Here is a 19,174-nt window from a genome sequence, read left to right on the forward strand (position 1 = left end):
CGCACGTCCGGAGAACGACAGGGAAGAAGTCGGGGCGTTCCCCTCCCGGACCCGTCCGGGAGGGGACGCGGAAGGGGACGCGGGTGGGGACGGCCGGGACCGGTCGCGTGCGGGCGTACGGACCGCGACCGGTCCCGTTCTTCAGAGCTGGCGCGCGCTCCTGGAGCGGACCGTCGACCCCAGGGCCAGCAGCGCCCCGGCGCCCAGGATCGCGGCGGCGGCCAGCGACACCGCGGGGAAGCCGAACCCGGCGAGAGCGGTGGCCAGTTGCGGGCCGAGCCCCGCTCCGACGAAGAGGAAGAAGGTGTAGAGCTGGCCGACCACCAGCATTCCCGCGAGGGAAAGCACGGTGACGGTTATTAAAAACGACATACGCGCAGAAGTCTGAGGGCCGACCACGGCGCCCTTAGTTTTTATCGATGCCATGCTTCCACTATGTAAACCAACCAGTTGGTTGTCAAGGCGAAAAAGGCATCGCCCCAGTCCGGATCCGGCCATGTATTCCGCCTCACACGCAGCGGCGGGGAATCGTTTCGCCACTCCATGCAACCAACTGGTTGGGTAACTGTTCAGGGATCTTTGGCCAGTTGATCGGTTCGCCTGCGTGAGAGTCTTCTGGCCTGCGAGGATGAACCCGTGACATCCTTCGATTAGCCCGCGCCCGCCTACGAGGAACTCGCCGCGCTGGTCGCTGAGCAGGCCGCCACGATCACCCACCTCCGCGCTGAGCTGGAAACCCGCCTGGCCCGTATCTCGCGTAACTCTGTCTCGCCCGGCTGATCGTAGGACCGGACCGCCCACGAGGACGAGGCCCAGGAGCGCCTGCGGGAGCACATCGTCGAGTTCGTCCGAAGCGCCACGCGAACGGTTCCGTCCACACTGGTGTCCGGTGCGGGCGGAACCTTCTGACCGTTGTCGGCGGCCCTGGTCGGGGAAGGGACTCAGGTCCGCCGCCCACCCGGCCCGTTCACGCGGCGCCGTCGGCCAGCGCGGCAGGCGGAGGCGGCTGGTCACCGCTTCACTCCAGCGCGGCGATCCAGGCATCGTGCGGCCACATCTGCGTGGCTCGCCGCTGAGCCGCCGTGTCCCAGGTGACGTCGCGCTCGAAAGTCACCACCCGCGAGTCGGCTCCGACGATGACCCATGCGTGACGCCCGTCCTCATGGCGGGTCTTGACCTTGACGCCGGGGATGACGTGCTCGCGCCCGTCCTCGTCCACGACCGTCTCGTCATGGCGGTCCACCCACTGCTCGCTCAGGCCTTGGAGATAGTCGTCGTCGAGCCGCCCCAACCAGCTGTAGGCGGCCTGGCGCGCCTGCTCAGCGTCCGGCAGGTCCCCCGGGTCGTTGTCCACGCCCGGGTCCAGTGCGGTGTAGCCGACGACGCGGCCGTCCCCACCCCTGACGACGGAGACGTGCGGCCCTCCGAGGCGGACCTCCTCCGTGGGCTGGTAGCGGGTGACCGTCACCCGTTCGCCGTCGTGGTTCCCGCTGCGGACGTCGACCTCGTACCAGCCGGAGGGAGGCGTGAGGCCGAGCTCCTCCCCCAGGGAGGACAGCACGTCCCCGCCGCTGTTCGCGTCCACCGTCATGTCCATACCATTCTCCTCTCTCCTCGGCGGTTCGCGGTGCGTGGTCAGCCGGGTCCGGCGCCGCACCACTCCTGTCATCGGCGTAAGCCCAGATCGACGAGCCGAGCACGGCCGAGAGTGCCATGGTGGAAGCACCGAGCAGCAGGGGCCGCGTCCGAGGGGACCCAGCCGTATGTCGTCGTGTCGCCATGGTCGTCACTCCTCTCGCACCGCGCCGAGGCGAACCGGAGCACACCCCACCGACCTGGATGTCCCGGTCTCGACGCGAGGGCACCACCATAGAACCAACCAAGCAGTTGGTTGACAACGTTGCGCGTCGGCGCAAGAGGAGAGCCCGCCGCGCGGTACGCGGGGCGGGCTCCGCAAGCACCTTCCCTCGGGGAGCGGGCGTCAGCGCGGCGACATGCCCCCGCTCTCGGAAAGCTCGGTCAGGAGGACGCGCCCTGTCCGTGCAGCAGGCAGAACTCGTTGCCCTCGGGGTCGGCCAGCACCGTCCACCCCGCGTCCTCGGGCTGTCCCACGTCCACCTGCACCGCGCCCAGCCCCAGCAGCCTCTCCAGCTCCTGGGCCACCGTCAGTCCGTCCGTGACGCGCAGGTCCAGGTGCAGGCGGTTCTTGACGCTCTTGCGCTCGGGCACGGCGAACACGTCGACCCCCAGCTCCGCCCCCTCGCGCGGGGCGAGGCTGAACCCGTCCTCGGCCTCCTCCACGATCGGCCAGTCCAGCACACGGCTCCAGAACGCGGCCACGGCCTCGGCGTCGACCGCGTCGATGGCGATCACACAGATACGGCTTCCCATGGCCGCAGCCTACGGGCGAGCACCGACATCCCGCCCGGACGCGGGCCCGGCCAGAGGCGACGCGCCGAGGGGTGGGCCCTACCCAGCGCGGCCGTCCTCCAGACGCGCGTCGCGCACCGTGTTGGCGACCAGCACCCGGTTCGGCGCGTCCAGCTTGGCCATCACCCGGCCGACGACCGCCTTGACGTTGCTGACGCTCATGAACAGGTCCTCGGCGATCTCGGTGTTGGACAGGCCCCGGCTGACGGCCGAGGCCACCTCGCGCTCGCGGTCGGAGAGCGCGGCCACGCGTTCACGGGCCCGGTCGCGCACCTCGTCGTCCCCGCCGCCGACGGCAAGGCCGATGAGTCGGCGGGTGGCCGAGTCCGCCAGGTGCGGGCGCCGCCGGTGGACGGCGAGGACGCCCTCGACGAGTTCGTCCGGGGGCGCGTCCTTGAGCAGGAAGCCGCTCGCGCCCGCGCGCAGGGCGCGCACCAGCGCCCGGTCGGAGTCCAGCGTGGTGAGCACGAGCACGGGCGGCGCGCCGGGGGCGCCGCGGATGCGCTCGGTCGCGGCGACCCCGTCGGTTCCGGGCATGCGCAGGTCCATGAGGACCACGTCGGGGGCGTGCTCGGCGACGACCCGTACCGCCTCGTCGCCGTCACCGGCCTCCGCGACCACCTCGACCGCCCCGCCTCCCAGGAGCAGGCGCAGGCCGCGCCGGACCATCGGGTCGTCGTCGACGACCACCACTCGTACGGGTTCGCTCACGGCGACCATGGTAGGCGCACCCTCAGCTCGAAGTGGTCCCCCGTCCGTCCCCAGAGCAGGGAGCCGCCGCAGATGGCGGCGCGTTCGGCCAGCCCCACGAGTCCGACGCCGGCGCCCGGACCCGGCTCCCCCGCCTCCGCGGCGGACGGGCGCCCGCGCACGGGGTTGCGGACCTCGATGAGGACCGCGTCGGCCCCGTCGGCGACGATGCGCACGCGCACCGGCCCGGGGGCGCCGTGCCTGCGGGCGTTGGTGAGGGCCTCCTGGACGATGCGGTAGGCGTGGCGGCCGGTGTTCGCGGGTGCCGGGAGGCGCCCGCTCACCTCGTCGTGCACCTCCAGCCGCATTCCGGCCCTGCGGTTCTCCTCCAGGAGCCGTCCGAGCCCGTCGAAGGTGGGCTGGGGCCGGTCCGCGTCCTCGTCCTGTCCCGAACGCAGGTCGGACAGGATGCCGCGGACCTCCGCGAGCGACTGGCGGGTGTTGGTGAGGATCTCCTCGGCGAGGGCGTCCCGGTCGGCGGCCCCGAGGTCGGGGCGGTGGGTGAGCGCGGAGGCGTTCAGCGAGATGAGCGTGAGCCGGTGCGCGAGGACGTCGTGCATCTCCCGGGCGATGCGGTCGCGCTCCTCCATCCTGGCGTTCTCCACGCGGAAGCGCTGTTCCCGCTCGGCGTCCAGTGCCCGTTCCCGCAGCACGCGGACCAGGTCGGCGCGGGCGCCCCGGTAGGCCGACGCCGCGGCCAGGGCGGCGACGGCCACGGCCACGAGCAGCAGTTCGACCCACAGGGGACGGATCGGCTCCACGGGGGTCCAGGGGTTGTGCAGGCCGACGACCAGGGACGCGGCGAGGACCCCGCACAGGGGCGCGGCCGTCCGCCACCTCCTCCCCGCCGCCTCGCGGGCGACCACGAGCGCGGCCAGGCCGGCGGAGGCGGTGGACACGGCCGGTACCGCGGCGACCAGCCACCGGCCCCGGCCGCGGGCCGTCCACCAGCGGCTTCCCGTGACGAGCACGGTCCCCAGCACCGCGTCGGCCGCCAGCAGGGGCCAGGGGACGGTGATCATGTTGCCGAGGTAGGAGTCGACGGCCGCGAGGACGACGAACGCTACGGTCGACCAGGGGAGGAGGCTGCCGAGAATCCGCACGGGTCCACGGTATAGCCGCTGCTCACCGGGGCCTCCCGGGGCGGCGCCCCCGGCCCGGAACGGGTACCGGGGTCCGTCCGGAACGGTACCTCGGGTCCCTCGGCGAGACCTCCGGCCACCCCCGCCGGTACCCGCGGCCACCCCGATCGGCACCCCGGTCCGCGCTCCCCCGGCCCCGGTCGAGTCCGTCCGGGCCCGGGGCCGGCGGCCCGGCACCGGGGACGCTGCCGCCCGCCGCGAACCCCTGCCTAGCGTGGTCCGTGCTGCCCGGGAACACGTCCCGGGCACGTCCACGACGACAAGGAGTCGCATGTCAGCGGTGCTCTTGGTCGCGTCGATGATCGCGTTCGCGGGCGCGGTCACCATCGCGGCGACCCGTTTCCTCTCACCCGGCGAGGCGAGGAAGGGGGCGTACGTCCTCCCCGGCGTCCTGTTCCTCGTCTACGCCGTCCTCTTCGGCCTGTGGATCGTGGTCCCGTGAGCCTGATCGACATCCGCGGCGTCTCCATGGCCCACGGCCGCCACCGGGTCCTGCACGAGATCGACCTGCGGGTCGAACCCGGGCGGGTCTACGGGCTGCTCGGCCCCAACGGCTCGGGCAAGACCACCCTGCTCAAGTCGGTCCTCGGCGCCAACGACCACACCGGGACCATCGAGCGCGCACCGGGTCTGCGCGTGGGCCGCCTGATCGAGTACCCGGCGTTCTACGGCGGCCTGACCCTGCGGGAGAACCTGGAACTGCACGCACGCTATCTGCGCACCTCCCTGGAGGAGGTCCCCGGCCTGCTGGCGGAGGTCGGCCTGGGCGAGCGGGCGGACCTGCGCTTCTCCCGCACCTCCCTGGGCATGAGGCAGCGGCTCGGCATCGCCCGGGCGCTCCTGGGCGAACCCGGGCTGGTGCTGCTGGACGAGCCCACCAACGGCCTCGACCCCATCGGCATCCGCGACATCAGGGAGCTGGTCCGGGCCGTCCAGCGCGAACGGGGCACGAGCATGATCGTCTCCAGCCACAACCTGACCGAGACCGCCTCCCTCGCCGACCACCTGCTGTTCATGAGGTCGGGCCGGATCGTCCGGCGCATGGACGCCCGCGAGGTCGAGGGCGACCTGGAGGATCTGTACGCGACGGTCCTGGGGGAGGGCGCATGAGGACGCTGCTGGCCAACGAACTCCGCAAGGTCCGCCGGGAGCGCTTCGTCTGGGCCGTCCTCGTGCTCGACGTCGTCCCGCTCGCGATGGTGGTCGTCAACTACGCCGTGAACGGCGGGGACCCCACCCTGGAGCGGTTCTACTTCACCTTCCACAACCAGTACACGATGGTCCTGCCCCTGGTGGTGTGCGCGACCGTCGCGGCCTGCTTCCACACCGAGTTCCGCAACGGCACCTACTTCGAGTGGCTCACCTGCGGCCGCTCCAAGCCCGCGCTGTGGGCCGCGAAGCTGGCCGTCGCGTGCGCGCTGGTGGCGGTGATGGCGGCGGTGAACCACGTGGGACTGGTGGTGTTCTTCCTGGTCGAGAACCCCGGCGCCGGAATCCTGCGGATGAGCGCCGCCTACTGGCTGCTGGTCGGCGTGTCACTCGTCTCCGTGGCGCTGCTGTGCGCCCTGCTGACCCTGGTGACCCGCAACGTCGTCATCGTGAACGTGTTCGGGATCGGCCTGACCGTGGCCACGCTGGTGTTCATGGCCGCCGACTTCTCGTACGTGGTCCCCACCTGCTTCGCCTACCGGCTCAGCCTGGGCATGATCGTGCCCGAGGCGGCCTATCCCGACCCCGGGCAGGCGCTCGCGGTCGGCTGGACGGTGACGGCGCTGTCCCTGCTGCTGCCGCTCGCGGCCAACCTGCTGGTCATCACCCGGCGCCGCTACCTGCACTGAGCGGGGCCTCCCGCACGTCCGCGGCGGTGCCCGTCCCCGGCCGGACACCGCCGTCCGGCCGGGGTCCCCCGGACCAGTGCGCCGCGGCGGCGTGCACGAGGACGTCGTAGCCGTCGGTGGTGCGCTCCAGGTCCGCGCCGAGCGAGCGCACCCACGCGTCGAGCCGCTCCTGGACAGCCGGGCCGTCGCGGTCGTCGTCCACGGTCAGCTCGACCTCCAGGAACACGCCCACGCCGCGCAGCTCGTCCACGCACACGGTGACCTCGCCCGCACGGCCGGCGCGGCGCGTCTTGACGATGCGCAGGGCCGGAACGTAGCCGAACTGGAGGAGGACCCGGTGCATCTGCTCCCGGTCGGCGACGGCGGTCTCGTGCTCCACGTACTCCAGGGGGTTGGCGGCCGGGGTCTTGGCGGTGAGGACGTGCTCGCCGTCCTGGGTGCGCAGCCGGGCGAAGGTGCGTCCCGCCTTGGACATGCCGAACTCCCAGCCGGGCGGGGCGTAGGCCTGGTCGTCCTGCTCCGCGGGTTCGGAGAGGGCGACCCCGGCGGAGTCGAGGGCGGCCAGGAGCGCGGCGGGGTCCGCGACACGGTACTTGGCCTCGATCTCACGCATGTGTGTGCTCCTGGGGAGGTTTGCACAGGGGTCACCGAAGAGCCTACCGAGAGTGAGCGATCCCCCGAGCCGCCGTCCGCGTTCTCCACCGCTCCGGTCGGGTGGCACCGCGCGGGAAGGCCTCCGCGCCGGTCCGCTCCCGCCGAAGGCAGCCGCGGACCGGGCGGGGCCGCTTTTGATCCATGCTTCCCTGAATTCAGGTTTCTGTGTACTCTGGGCGCATGTTCACCCTCGCCACCGACATCGACGCCCTGGCCCGCTTCGGCCGGGCCCTGGCCGACCCCATCCGCTGCCGGGTCCTGCTGGCCCTGCGTGAGAACCCCGCCCACCCCGCCGACCTGGCCGAGAAGCTCGACATCAGCCGCACCCGCCTCTCCAACCACCTCGCCTGCCTGCGCGACTGCGGCCTGGTCGTGGCCGTGCCCGTGGGACGGCGGGTGCGCTACGAACTGGCCGACGCCCGCCTCGGGCACGCCCTGGACGATCTGCGCGAGTCCGTGCTGGCCGTGCAGACCGACGCCGCCTGCGTCGAGGCCGAGGAGAAGGGCTGCTGCTGATGGCCACTCCCCTCACGGCCGTGCTGACCGAGGGGCGCCGCGCCGCGCTGACCCGGCGGGTGCGCCTGCTGGTGGCCGCGACCATCGCCTACAACCTCGTCGAGGCCGTCGTGGCCCTGACCGCGGGCAGCCTGGCCTCCTCCACCGCCCTGATCGGCTTCGGGCTGGACTCGCTCATCGAGGTCTCCTCCGCCCTCGCGGTGGCCTGGCAGTTCTCCGCGCGCGACCCCGACGTGCGCCAGTCCCGGGAGAGGCGGGCCCTGCGCGTCATCGCGGTGTCCTTCTTCGCCCTGGCCGCCTACGTCAGCGTCGAGGCCCTGCGCTCCCTGTTCAGCGGCGCCGAGGCCGCCCCCTCAGGCGTGGGGATCGTACTGGCCGCCCTGTCGGTGGCGATCATGCCGTTCCTGTCGCTGGCCCAGCGCCGCGCGGGCCGGGAACTGGGTTCGGCCACGGCCGTGGCCGACTCCAAGCAGACGCTGCTGTGCAGCTACCTGTCGGCCGCCCTGCTCGTGGGGCTGGGGGTCAACGCCCTGTTCGGGTGGGCCTGGGCGGATCCGGTGGTGGCGCTGCTCATCGCCGTGGTGGCCGTCAAGGAGGGGCGGGAGGCCTGGCGCGGGGACTCCTGCTGCGCTCCGGCCGGGATCGCCCTGACCGCGTCCGCCGCCACCGGTGCCGCGGCCGGGACCGACGCGTGCGGATGCGCCCCCGGGTGCTCCTGCTGCTCCTGAGACCATCTCCGGCCTCGCGGCCCCGGCCCTCCCCGGTCGGGGCCGCACCCGTCCGGACCGGCGGGTGCGCCAAGGTGTCTTCCCCGGCCGCCCGGGGGCGGGCCGGGGGAGAAGAGCCGCCGAGAACGGCGAGGTCACCGGGGCGCGGGAAATCCCCGGTCGCGTCCGGCATGCGCGACCCCCTACCGGGCAGAGGGTAAAGACAGTCCCCTTGAACGGTGTGCTCCACCCCATGTACGGGCTGGTGGCGCCGCCTGCGGACCGGGGGACGACGCCGTGTGGTGCGCGGTGCGGCGCTCCACGCCCCCTGAAGGAGTACACCGAGTGGACGAGACAGCCAGCAGGGCGGGCTCGGGAGGACTGATCGAGGACTATCTGGCCCTGCGCCGCCACAAGTGGTGGCAGCGCGAGGCGCAAAGGCCCCAGGACGCCGTGATGGGCCGGGAGTGGACGATCGCCCCGGCGGACGAGGTGACCGAGGTCCCCGTGTCGTCGCTGGTGGTGGAGATGTCCGACCAGGAGGCGTGGTACTGGGGGTTTCGCGCCCCGGACAGCCTGCCGACGGACATGCGCTGGAGGGTGACCGTGCCCTACTCCCTGCCCGAGGGGCACCGGGGGCGGACCGCCGTGCGGGTGCTGTTCACCATGGGCAACAGGGCCGAACTGGTGACGCCGCTGCACCCGGCGACCGCGCCGCTGGACGTTCCGCTGGAGCGGATCGTGACGGACACGGACGTGCCCGCCGAGGAGCTGCCGGGGATGTGGCTGAGCGTGGCGCTGCTGGGCGGAGCGGACGCCCAGGGGTTCCGCGCGCTCTCCTGACCCCGCGCCGCCGGGTCGCCGGGCCCGGCGGCGCGGCCGGTCAGCCCTTCAGGTCCGTGTGCCCGTCGGCGTCCACCCGGGTCTTCTGGGCGGTCCAGGCGCGGGCCTGCTCGCTGATCGTGCAGCCCAGTCCGGGCCGGTCCGGAACGAGCATGCGCCCGCCGGCGGTCTCCAACCGCTCCTCGAACAGAGGCTGGAGCCAGTCGAAGTGCTCCACCCAGGGGTCGAGCTCGTAGGCCGCGGCCAGGTGCAGGTGGATCTCCATGGCGAAGTGCGGCGCCATCCGCACCCCGGCCCTGCGCCCCTGCGCCATGACGTCCAGGAACGGGGTGATGCCCCCGACCCGGGGCGCGTCCGGCTGCATGAAGCCCACGGCACCGGCCTGGATCAGCGCCTCGTGCTCCGCGGGGCTGGTCAGCATCTCGCCGGTGGCGACGGGCGTGGCCAGCTCACGGGCCAGGTCCGCGTGGCCCCGGACGTCGTAGGCGTCAAGCGGCTCCTCGATCCAGACCAGGTCGAACCGGTCCAGGAGGCGCCCCATGCGCGCGGCCGAGCCCCGGTTCCACTGCTGGTTGGCGTCGACCATGAGCGGGAAGTCGCCCAGTTCCTCGCGCACGGCCTCCACGCGGGCCAGGTCGACCCGGTGGTCGGGGTGGCCGACCTTGATCTTGATGCCGCCGATGCCCGCGGCGCGGGCGGCACGGGTGTTGTCCAGCACCTCCTCCAGCGGCGCGGACAGGAACCCGCCGGAGGTGTTGTAGCAGTCGACCGCGTCGCGGTGCGCGCCCAGGAGCTTGGCCAGCGGCAGCCCGGCCCGCTTGGCCTTGAGGTCCCACAGGGCGATGTCCATCGCGGCGATGGCCTGGGTGGCCAGCCCGCTGCGCCCCACCGAGGCCCCCGCCCACACCAGGCGGGTCCACAGGCGCTGGATGTCGCTGGGGTCCTCGCCGATCAGTTCCGGGGCCACCTCGCGCGCGTGGGCGTACTGGCCGGGTCCCCCGGCGCGCTTGGAGTAGGTGAAGCCGACGCCTTCGAGGCCCTGCTCGGTGGTGATCTCGGCGAAGAGCATCGACACCGAGGTCAGCGGCTTCTGGCGCCCGGTGAGCACCTTGGCGTCGCTGATGGGGGTGGCCAGGGGCAGGTCGACGCGGGACAGCGTCACCGAGGCGACGGCGTCGGTGGCGGTACTCCGTGCGGCGTCGGGGCGGGCGCCGCCCCGCGGCTCGGCGGGTGTGTTCATGGGGTCTCCGGGGGTGGGTGTGACGGAGGGAGTTCAGCGCACCATCGCGGGGCGCTTGGGGTCGAAGGACCAGTCGGGGACCAGGTGGCGCATGGCCGCCGCGTCGTCGCGGGCGCCCAGGCCGTGCTCCAGGTACAGCTCGTGCGCGGCGGCCAGGGCGTCGCGGTCCAGCTCCACACCCAGGCCGGGGGCCGTGGGCACGGTGACGGCACCGTCCTCGATCCGGAAGGGCCTGCGGGTCAGGGCCTGGCCGTCCTGCCAGATCCAGTGGGTGTCCAGGGCGGTGATGTCACCGGGGGCTGCGGCTCCCACGTGGGTGAACATCGCCAGGGAGATGTCGAAGTGGTTGTTGGAGTGCGAGCCCCAGGTCAGGCCGAAGTCGTCGCACAGCTGGGCCACGCGCACCGAGCCGCGCATGGTCCAAAAGTGCGGGTCGGCCAGCGGGATGTCCACCGCGTTGACGCGGACGCTGTGCGCCATCTGGCGCCAGTCGGTGGCGATCATGTTGGTGGCGGTGCGCAGACCGGTGGCGCGCCGGAACTCCGCCATGACCTCGCGTGCGGAGTAGCCGCCCTCCGCGCCGCAGGGGTCCTCGGCGTAGGCCATGACGCCGTGCAGGTCGGAGCAGAGCGCGGTCGCCTCGGCCAGCGACCAGGCGCCGTTGGGGTCGATGGTGACGCGGGCGTCGGGGAAGCGCGCGGCCAGGGCGCGGACGGCGGCGGCCTCCTCCTCGCCCGCCAGCACCCCGCCCTTGAGCTTGAAGTCGCGGAAGCCGTAGCGGCTCTGGGCCGCCTCGGCCAGGGCGACGACGGCCTCGGGGGTGAGCGCGGGCTCACTGCGCAGGCGCTCCCAGTCGTCGGCGGGGTCCTTGGCCACCGGGTAGGGCAGCGGTGTGCGGTCGCGGTCGCCGACGTAGAACAGGTAGCCCAGCATGGGCACCCGCTCGCGTCGGCGGCCCTCGCCGAGCAGGTCGCAGACGGGCACTCCCAGGTGCTGGCCCAGCAGGTCGAGCAGGGCCGATTCCAGGGCGGTGACCGCGTGCACGGTGGTGCGCAGGTCGAAGGTCTGCTCGCCCCGCCCGCCCCGGTCGCGGTCGGCGAAGGCGTCCTGGACACGGCGCAGGAGGGGGTTGATCTGGGCGACGGGGCGTCCGACGAGCAGTTCGGCGGCGTCGGCGATGGTGGCGCGGATGGGCTCGCCGCCGGGGACCTCTCCAACGCCGGTGCGTCCCTCACTGTCGGTGAGGACGGCGATGTTGCGGGTGAAGAAGGGGCCGTGGGCGCCGCTGAGGTTGAGCAGCATGCTGTCGCGTCCGGCCACCGGCACCACGTCGACGGAGGCGATGGTGGGCGTGCTCATGCGTGGTCTCCTCCGGGCACGACGGTGCCCTCGACTCGTCGGTTCAGCCGCCAGGGGTTGTCCTGGCGCAGCGGGGGCGGCAGAAGGGCGTCGGGCATGTCCTGGTAGCTGACCGGCCGCAGGAACCGGTGCAGGGCCAGGCTGCCCACCGAGGTGCCCCGGGCGTCGGAGGTGGCCGGGAAGGGGCCGCCGTGGACCATCGCGTGGGTCACCTCCACGCCCGTGGGCCAGCCCCCGAACAGGACGCGGCCCGCGCGGCGCTCCAGCACCGGCAGCAGGGCGCGCGCCGCCGCCAGGTCGGCGGGGTCGCCGGTGTCGGCGTGCAGGGTGGCGGTGAGCTGCCCCTCCAGCTCCTCCAGCGCGGCGGGCAGGGCGGCGGCGTCGGGATAGCGCACCACCGTGCCCGCGGCGCCAAAGACCTCCTCGCTCAGACGCGGATCGGCCGTGAGGTCGGTCAGGGACACCTCGGCCAGGGCGGGGGCGGGGGCGTTGGGCCCGTTCCCCTCGCCTCCCCTGGCCCGCAGCGCGACCTCGGGGCGCGCCTCCAGGGCGTCCACCCCGTCGCGGAAGGCCCGGGCGATGGGCGCGGTGAGCATCGTCTGCCCCGTGGCGTCGGCCACCAGCCGCGCGGCGGCCTCCACGAACCGGTCCCCGTCCGGGGTGGAGGGGACGAACACCAGCCCGGGGTTGGTGCAGAACTGCCCCGCCCCCAGGGTGAGCGAGGCGACGTAGGCCCCGGCCAGGTCCTGCGCGCCCTGCCCGGCGAGCGCGCCGGGCAGCACGAACACGGGGTTGACCGAGGACATCTCGGCGAAGACCGGGACGGGTTCGGGGCGCTCGGCCGCGGTCCGCATCAGGGCCAGTCCGCCGCTCCGCGACCCGGTGAAGGCCACGGCCTTCACGCGCGGGTCGGCGACCAGCTCCTGTCCGATGCCGTTGCCCTCCCCGAACAGCAGGGAGAACACGCCTCCGGGCAGGCCGCTCTCGCGCACCGCGTCGGCCACGGCGCGCCCCACGAGCGCGGCGGTCCCGGGGTGGGCGTTGTGGCCCTTGACGATCACCGGGCATCCGGCCGCCAGGGCCGAGGCCGTGTCGCCTCCTGCGGTGGAGAAGGCCAGGGGGAAGTTGCTCGCGCCGAAGACCACCACGGGCCCGACCGGGATGTGCGCCAGGCGCAGGTCGGGACGGGGCTGGGGGGTGCGGTCGGGCAGCGCCGGGTCGACTCGGGCACCGAGGGCGTCGCCCTGGGCCACCACGTCGGCGAACATGCGCAGCTGGCCGGTGGTGCGGGCCCGCTCCCCCGCCAGGCGCTGGCGCGGCAGGCCGCTCTCGCGCACCGCCCGATCCACGAGCGCGTCGCCCAGGGCCTCGATGTTGTCGGCGACGCGGCGCAGGAAGGCGGCGCGCTCGGCGGGCGACTGGGCGCGGAAGGCGTCCAGGGCCTCCTCGGCGGCGCGGGTGGCGTCCTGGATCTGGCCGGAGTCCACCAGGCCCACAGGTGCGCCGAACTCCTCCCCCGTGGCGGGGTCGGTCGCGCGCAGGGTCCCGGCCGCGCCCTCGACGGGCACGCAGGCCACCAGCGGCCCGAGGACGTCCGTGCCCGTGTCCGCGTCCATCGGTTCTGGAGTGTGCTCGGCCATTCAGGCGACCTTTCCGACCAGGGCGGACAGCTCGTCGCGCTCGGTCTGGGTGAGTGCGGTCAGGGGCGGCCGGACGGGTCCGCCGTGGCGCCCCGCGGCGTCGAGCCCGGCCTTGACGATGGAGACCGCGTAGCCGCGCATGCGGTCGCGGATGTCCAGGTAGGGGATGACGAAGTCGTTGAGCTTGCGGTACACCGACGCGCGGTCGCGGGCCTGCACGTCCGCGAAGAAGCCCAGGGCGAACTCGGGCGCGAAGTTGTACATCGCCGAGGAGTAGGTGCTCACCCCCAGCTCCAGCAGGGGCAGGGCGAAGGTCTCGGCCGTGGGCAGGCCGCCGATGTAGACCAGCCGCTCACCGACCCTGGCGTAGACGCGGGTCATCGCCTCGATGTCGCCGACGCCGTCCTTGAAGCCGATGAGGTTGGGGTTGCGCTCGGCCAGCTCGGCCACGGAGCGGTCGTCGAGCACGGCGTTGGCCCGGCTGTAGACGACCACCCCCAGGTCGGTGGCCCGGCAGACCGCGCTGACGTGCTCGACCAGGCCGGACTGCCCGGCCTCGGTGAGGTAGGGCGGCATGAGCAGGACGCCGTTCGCGCCCGCCTCCTGGGCGGCGCGGGCCTGGAGGGCGGCCGCCGCGGTGCCGCCGGTGGCCGGGGCGAGCACCGGGACCCGGCCCCCGACCTCGTCGACCGCCGTGCGCACCACGCGGTCGATCTCGGCCGGGGTGAGGGAGAAGCCCTCACCGGTGCCCCCGGCGGCGAACAGCCCGGCCACGTCGTGGCTGGCCTGCCAGGCCAGGTGCTCCCGATAGCGTCCCTCGTCGAAGGCCAGATCGCCGTCGAAGTGGGTCACGGGGAAGGACAGGAGCCCGGACCTGAGCCTTCCGGCCAGGTCGTCTGGGTGCATCGCGTTCACGTGTCGTCCTCGGTTCTGCGGCTCGGGCCCCGGGGGTGGTGGGCCCGCACGGTGTTGCCGCTACCGTACGGAGCGTCGTTCGATGCTGTCCAAGATTCCTTGGGCATCAACTGATACCCATCGGGTATCAGGAGCTTCCGCCGTCGGCGGCGGGCCACGCCTGGAGCACCCGCGGCACGACGGGGTTGGGCGAGTCGTGGAGCCAGATGAGGTGGAGTTCGACGGGGTTCTCGGGCAGCCCCTCCAGCTCGCGGTAGGCCACTCCCGCCACGCCCAGGCCGGTCGCCGACGCGGGCACGAAGGCGATCCCGCGCCCGGCGGCGACGAGCCAGACCATGGTCATGACCTGGCTGACCGTGTGCACCACGTTCTGGTGGGCGATGGGCAGCAGCCCGACCACGAGGTCGTAGAAGTAGCGGGCCTTGATCGGGGAGTGCATGATCAGCGGCACGTCGACCAGGTCGTCGGCGGACAGGGGGCCCTCGCGGCGCGCCAGCGGGTGCTGTTCGGGCACCGCGACCAGCAGCCGCTCGCGCAGCTGGACCCGTGTTCCGAACAGGTCGGTGTCCAGGGGCGGCCGGGCCAGGCCCATGTCGATCTCGCCCGACAGCAGGGCCGCGGCCTGCTCCTTGGTGACCATCTCGAACAGGTCGATGGTGATCTCCGGCAGCTGCCTCTCCAGGGAGTTGGCCATCTCCCCCAGCAGGCCGTAGGAGGAGACCGCGGTGAAGCCGATCCGCAGCGTGCCCCGCGAGCCCTCGGAGATGCGGCGCGCCAGGTCGGGGGCGCTCTCGGCCAGGGAGAGCAGGCGCCGGGCCTCGATGAGGAAGGCCTCCCCCGCCGCGGTCAGGACCACGTGGCGCCGGTCGCGCTCCAGCAGGCGGACGCCGACGGCGCGTTCGAGCTTCTGGATCTGGCGGCTGAGCGGGGGCTGGGTCATGGACAGCCGCTCCGCGGCCCGTCCGAAGTGGAGTTCCTCGGCGACGGCGACGAAACCGCGCAACTGGTCGAAGGAGAACATGATGCCCGGAAGGTATCAGCTTATGCCGCATTCGACTTGGACATGCATGATCGCGTGTTCCTATGCTGCCACTCACCGAAGTGCGTGACCGCGTTCACACAGAACCCTCCGACGTGTGCGGACGACGGCCACAAGAAAGGCGAGGAACCATGACTCACACGCCGCACAGGAGTCGCGCCCGCCGGGGCGCGGCCTCGGTCCTCGCAGCGGGGCTCACCGTGTCGTTGGCGGCCTGCGGCGGGAACCTGTCCGGCGGGGGCTCCGCCGAGGGCGAGTTCCCCCGGGGGCCGATCACCGTGATGGTCGGGCAGGACCCGGGCGGCAGCACCGACCTCATCGCCCGCGCGCTGGCCGACGGCGCCCAGGAAGGACTCGGCGTCGCGCTCCCCGTGGTCAACACCCCCGGCGCCAACGGCGCCCTGGCCGCCAGCGAACTCGCCTCCCAGGAGCCCGACGGCCAGAACCTGCTCGTCATCAACGCCTCCCTGACCGCGATCACCCCCCTGGCCGTCTCCGAGGAGGAGGTGGTCGACATCGCCGACTACGAGGTCGTCACCGGCGTCTCACGCGACGACTACGTGCTCGTCACCGCGGCCTCCTCCGACTACGACACCCTCCAGGACCTCGTCGACTCCGGTGACGAGGTCGACTACGGCACCACCGGGGTGGGGACCGGCAGCCAGCTGTCCCAGGCGCTGCTGTTCGAGCAGGCCGGGATCTCGGGCACCCCTGTCCCCTTCGACGGCGGCTCCCCCACCCTGACCGCCGTCCTGGGCGAGCAGGTGGACGTGGCCTCGGTCCAGCTCGGCGAGGCCATCGCGCAGATCGAGGCCGGTGAGATCACCCCCCTGGCCACGTTCGCCGAGGAGCGCAACCAGTACCTGTCCGACGTCCCCAGCGCGGTCGAGGCCGGGTACGACGTGCGGGTCTCGCAGTACCGGGCCGTGGTGGCCCCTCCCGGCACGCCCGAGGATGTCGTGGAGCGGCTGCGCACGGCGTTCACCGAGGTCTTCGCCAGTGACGCCTACCAGGAGTTCAACGAGAACAACCTGCTCACCCCGCACGAGCTGGAGCCCGCCGAGCTGTCCGAGGAGTGGTCCTCCTTCGCGCAGGAGTACGCGGACATGGTGGAGGAGTACGGCATCGACATGGGCGAGGGCCAGTGAGCGAGCCGCGCACCCGGGGCGCGGGAGCGCCTGTGTCCGCCGCCGGGGAGCCCGCGGCGAGAGAGCCCACCGCGCGGGAGAGCGGGACGGAGGGAACCGACTCCCAGGAGACCGCGGCGCAGAAGGCCGCCACGCCGGCGGACACCGATCCCGGAGCGCAGCAGGCCGGGCCGAAGCAGGGCGTTTTGGAGCAGGGCGTCCTGGAGAAGGGCGAGCCTCAGGAAGGCGCACCGCAGGAGGCCGCACCGGAGGAGGCCGCACCGCAGGAGGCCGCACCGGAGGACGACGAGCCCCCGAAGCCCCTGGCTCCCTGGGCCAACACCGCTGTGGCCCTGACCGTCATCGCCCTGGGCGTGGCCGGGGCGGCCGGGTCCTGGGCACTCGGTCCGGGAACCCCCGCCGACCCCGGCTCGGGCACCTGGCCCCTGCTCGTCAGCGTGGCGATCGCCGCGCTGGGCACGGTCCTGCTGGGACTGGCCCGCCGGACCGCCGACACCGAGGTCTTCTCCGCCTCCTCCTGGAAGGTCCTGGCCGGGATCGCCACCATGGTCGGCTTCGTCGCCGTGGTCGGCGTGATCGGCTTCGAGATCCCCTCCGCGCTCCTGGCCTTCGTGTGGCTGCGCTTCCTCGGAGGCGAGTCGTGGCGCCTGTCCGCCATCGCCTCGGTCCTCATCGTGGTCGCCTTCTACACGGTCTTCGTCGGCCTGCTGGCCGTGCCGATCCCCCACCTCTTCTAGGACATCATGTTGGATTCCCTGACACCCATGATCAGCGGGTTCGGTGTCGTCCTCGAACCGGTCAACCTGCTCTACTGCCTGATCGGCGTCGTGGTCGGCATGCTGGTCGGGGTCCTGCCCGGGCTGGGCCCCGCGGCCACGATCGCGATCCTGCTCCCCCTGACCTTCGGCCTCGAACCGGTGACCGCGATCATCATGCTCGCGGGCATCTTCTACGGCGCCCAGTACGGGGGGACGATCACCTCGGTCCTGCTGCGCCTGCCCGGCGAGGCGTCCTCGGTGGTGACGGTCTTCGACGGCCACATGCTGGCCCGCCAGGGCCGGGCCGGAACGGCGCTGGGCATCGCCGCCGTGGGCTCGTTCGTGGGCGGGACGGTGTCGATCGTGGCCCTGTCCCTGCTCGCACCCCTGGTGGCGAGCTTCGCCCTGGACTTCGGGCCGCCCGAGTACACCGCGCTGGCGCTGCTGGGCATCCTGCTGGTGTCCACGGTCGGCAACGGGAGCCGGATCAAGGCGATCATCGCCGCCTGCGTGGGCCTGCTGCTGGCCACGGTGGGCCTGGACACCTTCACCGGCGCAGAACGCTTCACCTTCGACTCCCTGGCGCTGTCCGACGGGATCGACTTCGTGCCGATCGCGATGGGCCTGTTCGGCATCGGGGAGATCCTGCACAGCCTGGAGGAACGGCACAAGGCACCGGCCAAGCCCCTCAAGGTCGCCAACACCTGGCCCTCGCGCAAGGACCTGCGCCAGTCGTCGGGGGCGATCGGGCGGGGTTCGCTCATCGGCTTCGCGCTGGGCATCCTGCCCGGTGGAGGCGCCACCCTGTCCTCCCTGGCGGCCTACGCGATGGAGAAGCGGCGCTCCCGCAACCCCGAGCGCTTCGGCAAGGGGGCCGTGGAGGGCGTGGCCGCGCCGGAGACGGCCAACAACGCCGCCGCCACCTCCTCGTTCATTCCGCTGCTGACGCTGGGGATCCCGGCGAACGCGACGATGGCGATCATCTTCGGCGCGCTGCTCATCCAGGGAGTGCCGCCGGGGCCGGAGCTCGTGACCCAGGAGCCGGAGCTGTTCTGGGGCGTCATCAACTCGATGTACGTCGGCAACATCCTGCTGCTGATCATGAGCATTCCGCTGGTGGGACTGTTCGTGCGGATCCTGCGGGTGCGCCCGACGATCCTGGCGCCCATCACGGTGCTGATCACGCTGGTGGGCGTGTACACCGTGCGCAACAGCGTCTTCGACATCGTGCTGGTAGTCGTCTTCGGGCTGTTGGGCTACCTGATGAAGAAGTTCGGCTTCGACCCGGGGCCGCTGGTGCTGGCCTTCGTTCTGGGTTCGCTGCTGGAGAGTTCGCTGCGGCGGTCGCTGCTGCTCTTCGACGGGGACCCCACGGGGTTCCTGACCCGGCCGATCTCGGGAACGCTGTTGCTGTTGCTGGCGGTGGTGATCATGGTGCCGCTCGCGCGCACCCTGTGGCGGAGGCTCAGGGGCAATGGCAATGGCAATGGCAGTGGCGGGGACGGCGGTAGGGACAGGGACGGCGGTAGTGGCAGGGCCGAGAAGCCCTCCGGAAGGGTGGACGCCTGACCGGTCCCCGGTTTCCTCCGCACAGCGCTCCGGCCCCGGGCGATCGCCCGGGGCCGTTCCCGTGTTTTCCACAGGCGGGAGTTGGGGATGGCCGTGGGAGGCGTGGTGATGGTTTCCTGGAAATAGGGGGGATCCCACCCCTGTGCGTTTCGGCGTGCCCTCAAACACCCGCCCCAAAGGGAGTAATGGATTGAGGGGCAGGGAGGGGCCGCCATCAGGTCTCTCCCCTACGCTACTCTTGACGGGGGTTGTTGGCAGCGACGAAAGCGCACCCGCTGCCGCGAAAGGGCGAGGATTTCGAGAAACGGTAGTCGTCCGGCGGGTGCGAGGGTCCCCGACGAAAAGCGGCACCAAAGGCAGGAGCGACCACCGGAGGGCGACCAACGCCCAGGGTGTAGGGATGGTCGGGCCCTGCTGCGTCGGCACCAACGGCAAGCAGGCCCTCCGGCCTCGGGCAACGACCCCGGCCCCTGCAGTTGGGGCGGGCGACGGCATAACTACTGACTTTTAATTTGTGGGGTTATATCTCCAAGGACAGTCCAGTTCCGGCCAGACACCCCTTGAGCAGCTCGGGACGGTACTGCATGGGTCTGAGTCGAGCGCGCATCAAAACGGCGAGCTGGTCG

General features: G+C 72.4%; 19 protein-coding genes and 1 pseudogene. 9 read left to right on the forward strand and 11 right to left on the reverse strand.

What is annotated here, in order from left to right:
- Positions 1 to 141 precede the first annotated feature (141 nt).
- The 5 genes from HGB44_RS29705 to HGB44_RS32770 all read right to left on the reverse strand — a co-directional run bounded on the left by HGB44_RS29705 (position 142) and on the right by HGB44_RS32770 (position 4,283).
- Entirely contained in the window at positions 142 to 348 is a 207-nt protein-coding gene (locus tag HGB44_RS29705; protein WP_210752347.1) for a hypothetical protein, read from the reverse strand.
- Between the two features lie 670 nt (positions 349 to 1,018).
- Positions 1,019 to 1,597, reverse strand: a complete 579-nt coding sequence (locus tag HGB44_RS29710) for a hypothetical protein (RefSeq protein ID WP_061082417.1) — start codon at positions 1,595 to 1,597, stop codon at positions 1,019 to 1,021.
- Positions 1,598 to 2,019: 422 nt separating this feature from the next.
- On the reverse strand, positions 2,020 to 2,391 hold the full coding sequence (locus HGB44_RS29715; RefSeq protein ID WP_061082416.1) for a VOC family protein: 372 nt from the start codon (positions 2,389 to 2,391) through the stop codon (positions 2,020 to 2,022).
- 78 nt (positions 2,392 to 2,469) lie between these two features.
- Positions 2,470 to 3,150, reverse strand: coding sequence for a response regulator (locus HGB44_RS29720; protein ID WP_061082415.1), 681 nt, complete (start codon positions 3,148 to 3,150; stop codon positions 2,470 to 2,472).
- Complete coding sequence (locus tag HGB44_RS32770; protein WP_061082414.1) at positions 3,138 to 4,283, reverse strand: sensor histidine kinase; 1,146 nt, start codon at positions 4,281 to 4,283, stop codon at positions 3,138 to 3,140. Before HGB44_RS32770 ends, HGB44_RS29720 begins: the two co-directional genes overlap by 13 nt.
- A 310-nt stretch (positions 4,284 to 4,593) precedes the next feature.
- On the opposite strand from HGB44_RS32770, the gene HGB44_RS29730 reads away from it, so the two are divergent.
- From HGB44_RS29730 to HGB44_RS29740, 3 genes are read left to right on the forward strand one after another with little or no spacing between them, the layout of a single operon-like run.
- Positions 4,594 to 4,764: a hypothetical protein gene (locus tag HGB44_RS29730; RefSeq protein WP_061082413.1), complete on the forward strand. Its 171-nt coding sequence runs from the start codon at positions 4,594 to 4,596 to the stop codon at positions 4,762 to 4,764.
- Positions 4,761 to 5,432, forward strand: coding sequence for an ABC transporter ATP-binding protein (locus tag HGB44_RS29735; RefSeq protein WP_061082412.1), 672 nt, complete (start codon positions 4,761 to 4,763; stop codon positions 5,430 to 5,432). The genes HGB44_RS29730 and HGB44_RS29735 overlap by 4 nt, the downstream gene beginning before the upstream one ends.
- A complete protein-coding gene (locus HGB44_RS29740) occupies positions 5,429 to 6,160 on the forward strand; it encodes an ABC transporter permease (RefSeq protein WP_061082411.1) in 732 nt (243 codons plus the stop codon). Before HGB44_RS29735 ends, HGB44_RS29740 begins: the two co-directional genes overlap by 4 nt.
- Before the next feature lie 79 nt (positions 6,161 to 6,239).
- Here the strand turns inward: HGB44_RS29740 and HGB44_RS29745 are convergent.
- A pseudogene (locus HGB44_RS29745) lies at positions 6,240 to 6,773 on the reverse strand (class IV adenylate cyclase); the annotation flags it as partial.
- A gap of 221 nt (positions 6,774 to 6,994) precedes the next feature.
- Between HGB44_RS29745 and HGB44_RS29750 the strand changes: the two are divergent.
- The 3 genes from HGB44_RS29750 to HGB44_RS29760 all read left to right on the forward strand — a co-directional run bounded on the left by HGB44_RS29750 (position 6,995) and on the right by HGB44_RS29760 (position 8,880).
- On the forward strand, positions 6,995 to 7,330 hold the full coding sequence (locus tag HGB44_RS29750; RefSeq protein WP_061082410.1) for an ArsR/SmtB family transcription factor: 336 nt from the start codon (positions 6,995 to 6,997) through the stop codon (positions 7,328 to 7,330).
- Positions 7,330 to 8,058 (forward strand): cation diffusion facilitator family transporter, encoded by a 729-nt coding sequence (locus HGB44_RS29755; RefSeq protein ID WP_061082409.1) that lies wholly within the window; start codon positions 7,330 to 7,332, stop codon positions 8,056 to 8,058. The genes HGB44_RS29750 and HGB44_RS29755 overlap by 1 nt, the downstream gene beginning before the upstream one ends.
- A 324-nt stretch (positions 8,059 to 8,382) precedes the next feature.
- A complete protein-coding gene (locus tag HGB44_RS29760) occupies positions 8,383 to 8,880 on the forward strand; it encodes a hypothetical protein (RefSeq protein ID WP_061082408.1) in 498 nt (165 codons plus the stop codon).
- A gap of 40 nt (positions 8,881 to 8,920) precedes the next feature.
- Here the strand turns inward: HGB44_RS29760 and HGB44_RS29765 are convergent, their stop codons facing one another.
- The 5 genes from HGB44_RS29765 to HGB44_RS29785 form a co-directional block, all read right to left on the reverse strand.
- Entirely contained in the window at positions 8,921 to 10,120 is a 1,200-nt protein-coding gene (locus tag HGB44_RS29765; protein ID WP_061082407.1) for an L-talarate/galactarate dehydratase, read from the reverse strand.
- 33 nt (positions 10,121 to 10,153) lie between these two features.
- The gene (locus tag HGB44_RS29770) at positions 10,154 to 11,479 is read right to left on the reverse strand and encodes an enolase C-terminal domain-like protein (protein WP_061082406.1); all 1,326 of its coding nucleotides are present in this window, start codon (positions 11,477 to 11,479) and stop codon (positions 10,154 to 10,156) included.
- Positions 11,476 to 13,119, reverse strand: coding sequence for an aldehyde dehydrogenase (NADP(+)) (locus tag HGB44_RS29775; protein ID WP_082768526.1), 1,644 nt, complete (start codon positions 13,117 to 13,119; stop codon positions 11,476 to 11,478). Before HGB44_RS29775 ends, HGB44_RS29770 begins: the two co-directional genes overlap by 4 nt.
- On the reverse strand, positions 13,120 to 14,025 hold the full coding sequence (gene kdgD / locus HGB44_RS29780) for a 5-dehydro-4-deoxyglucarate dehydratase (RefSeq protein WP_061082442.1): 906 nt from the start codon (positions 14,023 to 14,025) through the stop codon (positions 13,120 to 13,122). It lies immediately after the preceding gene.
- Between the two features lie 136 nt (positions 14,026 to 14,161).
- On the reverse strand, positions 14,162 to 15,055 hold the full coding sequence (locus HGB44_RS29785) for a LysR family transcriptional regulator (protein ID WP_061082405.1): 894 nt from the start codon (positions 15,053 to 15,055) through the stop codon (positions 14,162 to 14,164).
- 149 nt (positions 15,056 to 15,204) lie between these two features.
- Between HGB44_RS29785 and HGB44_RS29790 the strand changes: the two genes are divergently transcribed.
- From HGB44_RS29790 to HGB44_RS29800, 3 genes are read left to right on the forward strand one after another with little or no spacing between them, the layout of a single operon-like run.
- Positions 15,205 to 16,221, forward strand: a complete 1,017-nt coding sequence (locus HGB44_RS29790) for a Bug family tripartite tricarboxylate transporter substrate binding protein (RefSeq protein ID WP_061082404.1) — start codon at positions 15,205 to 15,207, stop codon at positions 16,219 to 16,221.
- A 32-nt stretch (positions 16,222 to 16,253) separates the two neighbouring features.
- A complete protein-coding gene (locus tag HGB44_RS29795; RefSeq protein ID WP_231972567.1) occupies positions 16,254 to 16,958 on the forward strand; it encodes a tripartite tricarboxylate transporter TctB family protein in 705 nt (234 codons plus the stop codon).
- A gap of 6 nt (positions 16,959 to 16,964) precedes the next feature.
- Complete coding sequence (locus HGB44_RS29800) at positions 16,965 to 18,548, forward strand: tripartite tricarboxylate transporter permease (RefSeq protein WP_394327822.1); 1,584 nt, start codon at positions 16,965 to 16,967, stop codon at positions 18,546 to 18,548.
- Positions 18,549 to 19,174 lie beyond the last annotated feature (626 nt).

Source organism: Nocardiopsis alborubida (genome assembly GCF_012396365.1).
Classification (GTDB): domain Bacteria; phylum Actinomycetota; class Actinomycetes; order Streptosporangiales; family Streptosporangiaceae; genus Nocardiopsis; species Nocardiopsis alborubida.

Coding starts and splice junctions, on each gene's coding strand:
- HGB44_RS29800 (WP_394327822.1), top strand. CDS start 16,965: ATGTTGGATTCCCTGACACCCATGATCAGCGGGTTCGGTGTCGTCCTC.
- HGB44_RS29730 (WP_061082413.1), top strand. CDS start 4,594: ATGTCAGCGGTGCTCTTGGTCGCGTCGATGATCGCGTTCGCGGGCGCG.
- HGB44_RS29710 (WP_061082417.1), bottom strand. CDS start 1,597: ATGGACATGACGGTGGACGCGAACAGCGGCGGGGACGTGCTGTCCTCC.
- HGB44_RS29720 (WP_061082415.1), bottom strand. CDS start 3,150: ATGGTCGCCGTGAGCGAACCCGTACGAGTGGTGGTCGTCGACGACGAC.
- HGB44_RS29750 (WP_061082410.1), top strand. CDS start 6,995: ATGTTCACCCTCGCCACCGACATCGACGCCCTGGCCCGCTTCGGCCGG.
- HGB44_RS29755 (WP_061082409.1), top strand. CDS start 7,330: ATGGCCACTCCCCTCACGGCCGTGCTGACCGAGGGGCGCCGCGCCGCG.
- HGB44_RS29770 (WP_061082406.1), bottom strand. CDS start 11,479: ATGAGCACGCCCACCATCGCCTCCGTCGACGTGGTGCCGGTGGCCGGA.
- kdgD (WP_061082442.1), bottom strand. CDS start 14,025: ATGCACCCAGACGACCTGGCCGGAAGGCTCAGGTCCGGGCTCCTGTCC.
- HGB44_RS29715 (WP_061082416.1), bottom strand. CDS start 2,391: ATGGGAAGCCGTATCTGTGTGATCGCCATCGACGCGGTCGACGCCGAG.
- HGB44_RS29775 (WP_082768526.1), bottom strand. CDS start 13,119: ATGGCCGAGCACACTCCAGAACCGATGGACGCGGACACGGGCACGGAC.
- HGB44_RS29790 (WP_061082404.1), top strand. CDS start 15,205: ATGACTCACACGCCGCACAGGAGTCGCGCCCGCCGGGGCGCGGCCTCG.
- HGB44_RS29765 (WP_061082407.1), bottom strand. CDS start 10,120: ATGAACACACCCGCCGAGCCGCGGGGCGGCGCCCGCCCCGACGCCGCA.
- HGB44_RS29785 (WP_061082405.1), bottom strand. CDS start 15,055: ATGTTCTCCTTCGACCAGTTGCGCGGTTTCGTCGCCGTCGCCGAGGAA.
- HGB44_RS29740 (WP_061082411.1), top strand. CDS start 5,429: ATGAGGACGCTGCTGGCCAACGAACTCCGCAAGGTCCGCCGGGAGCGC.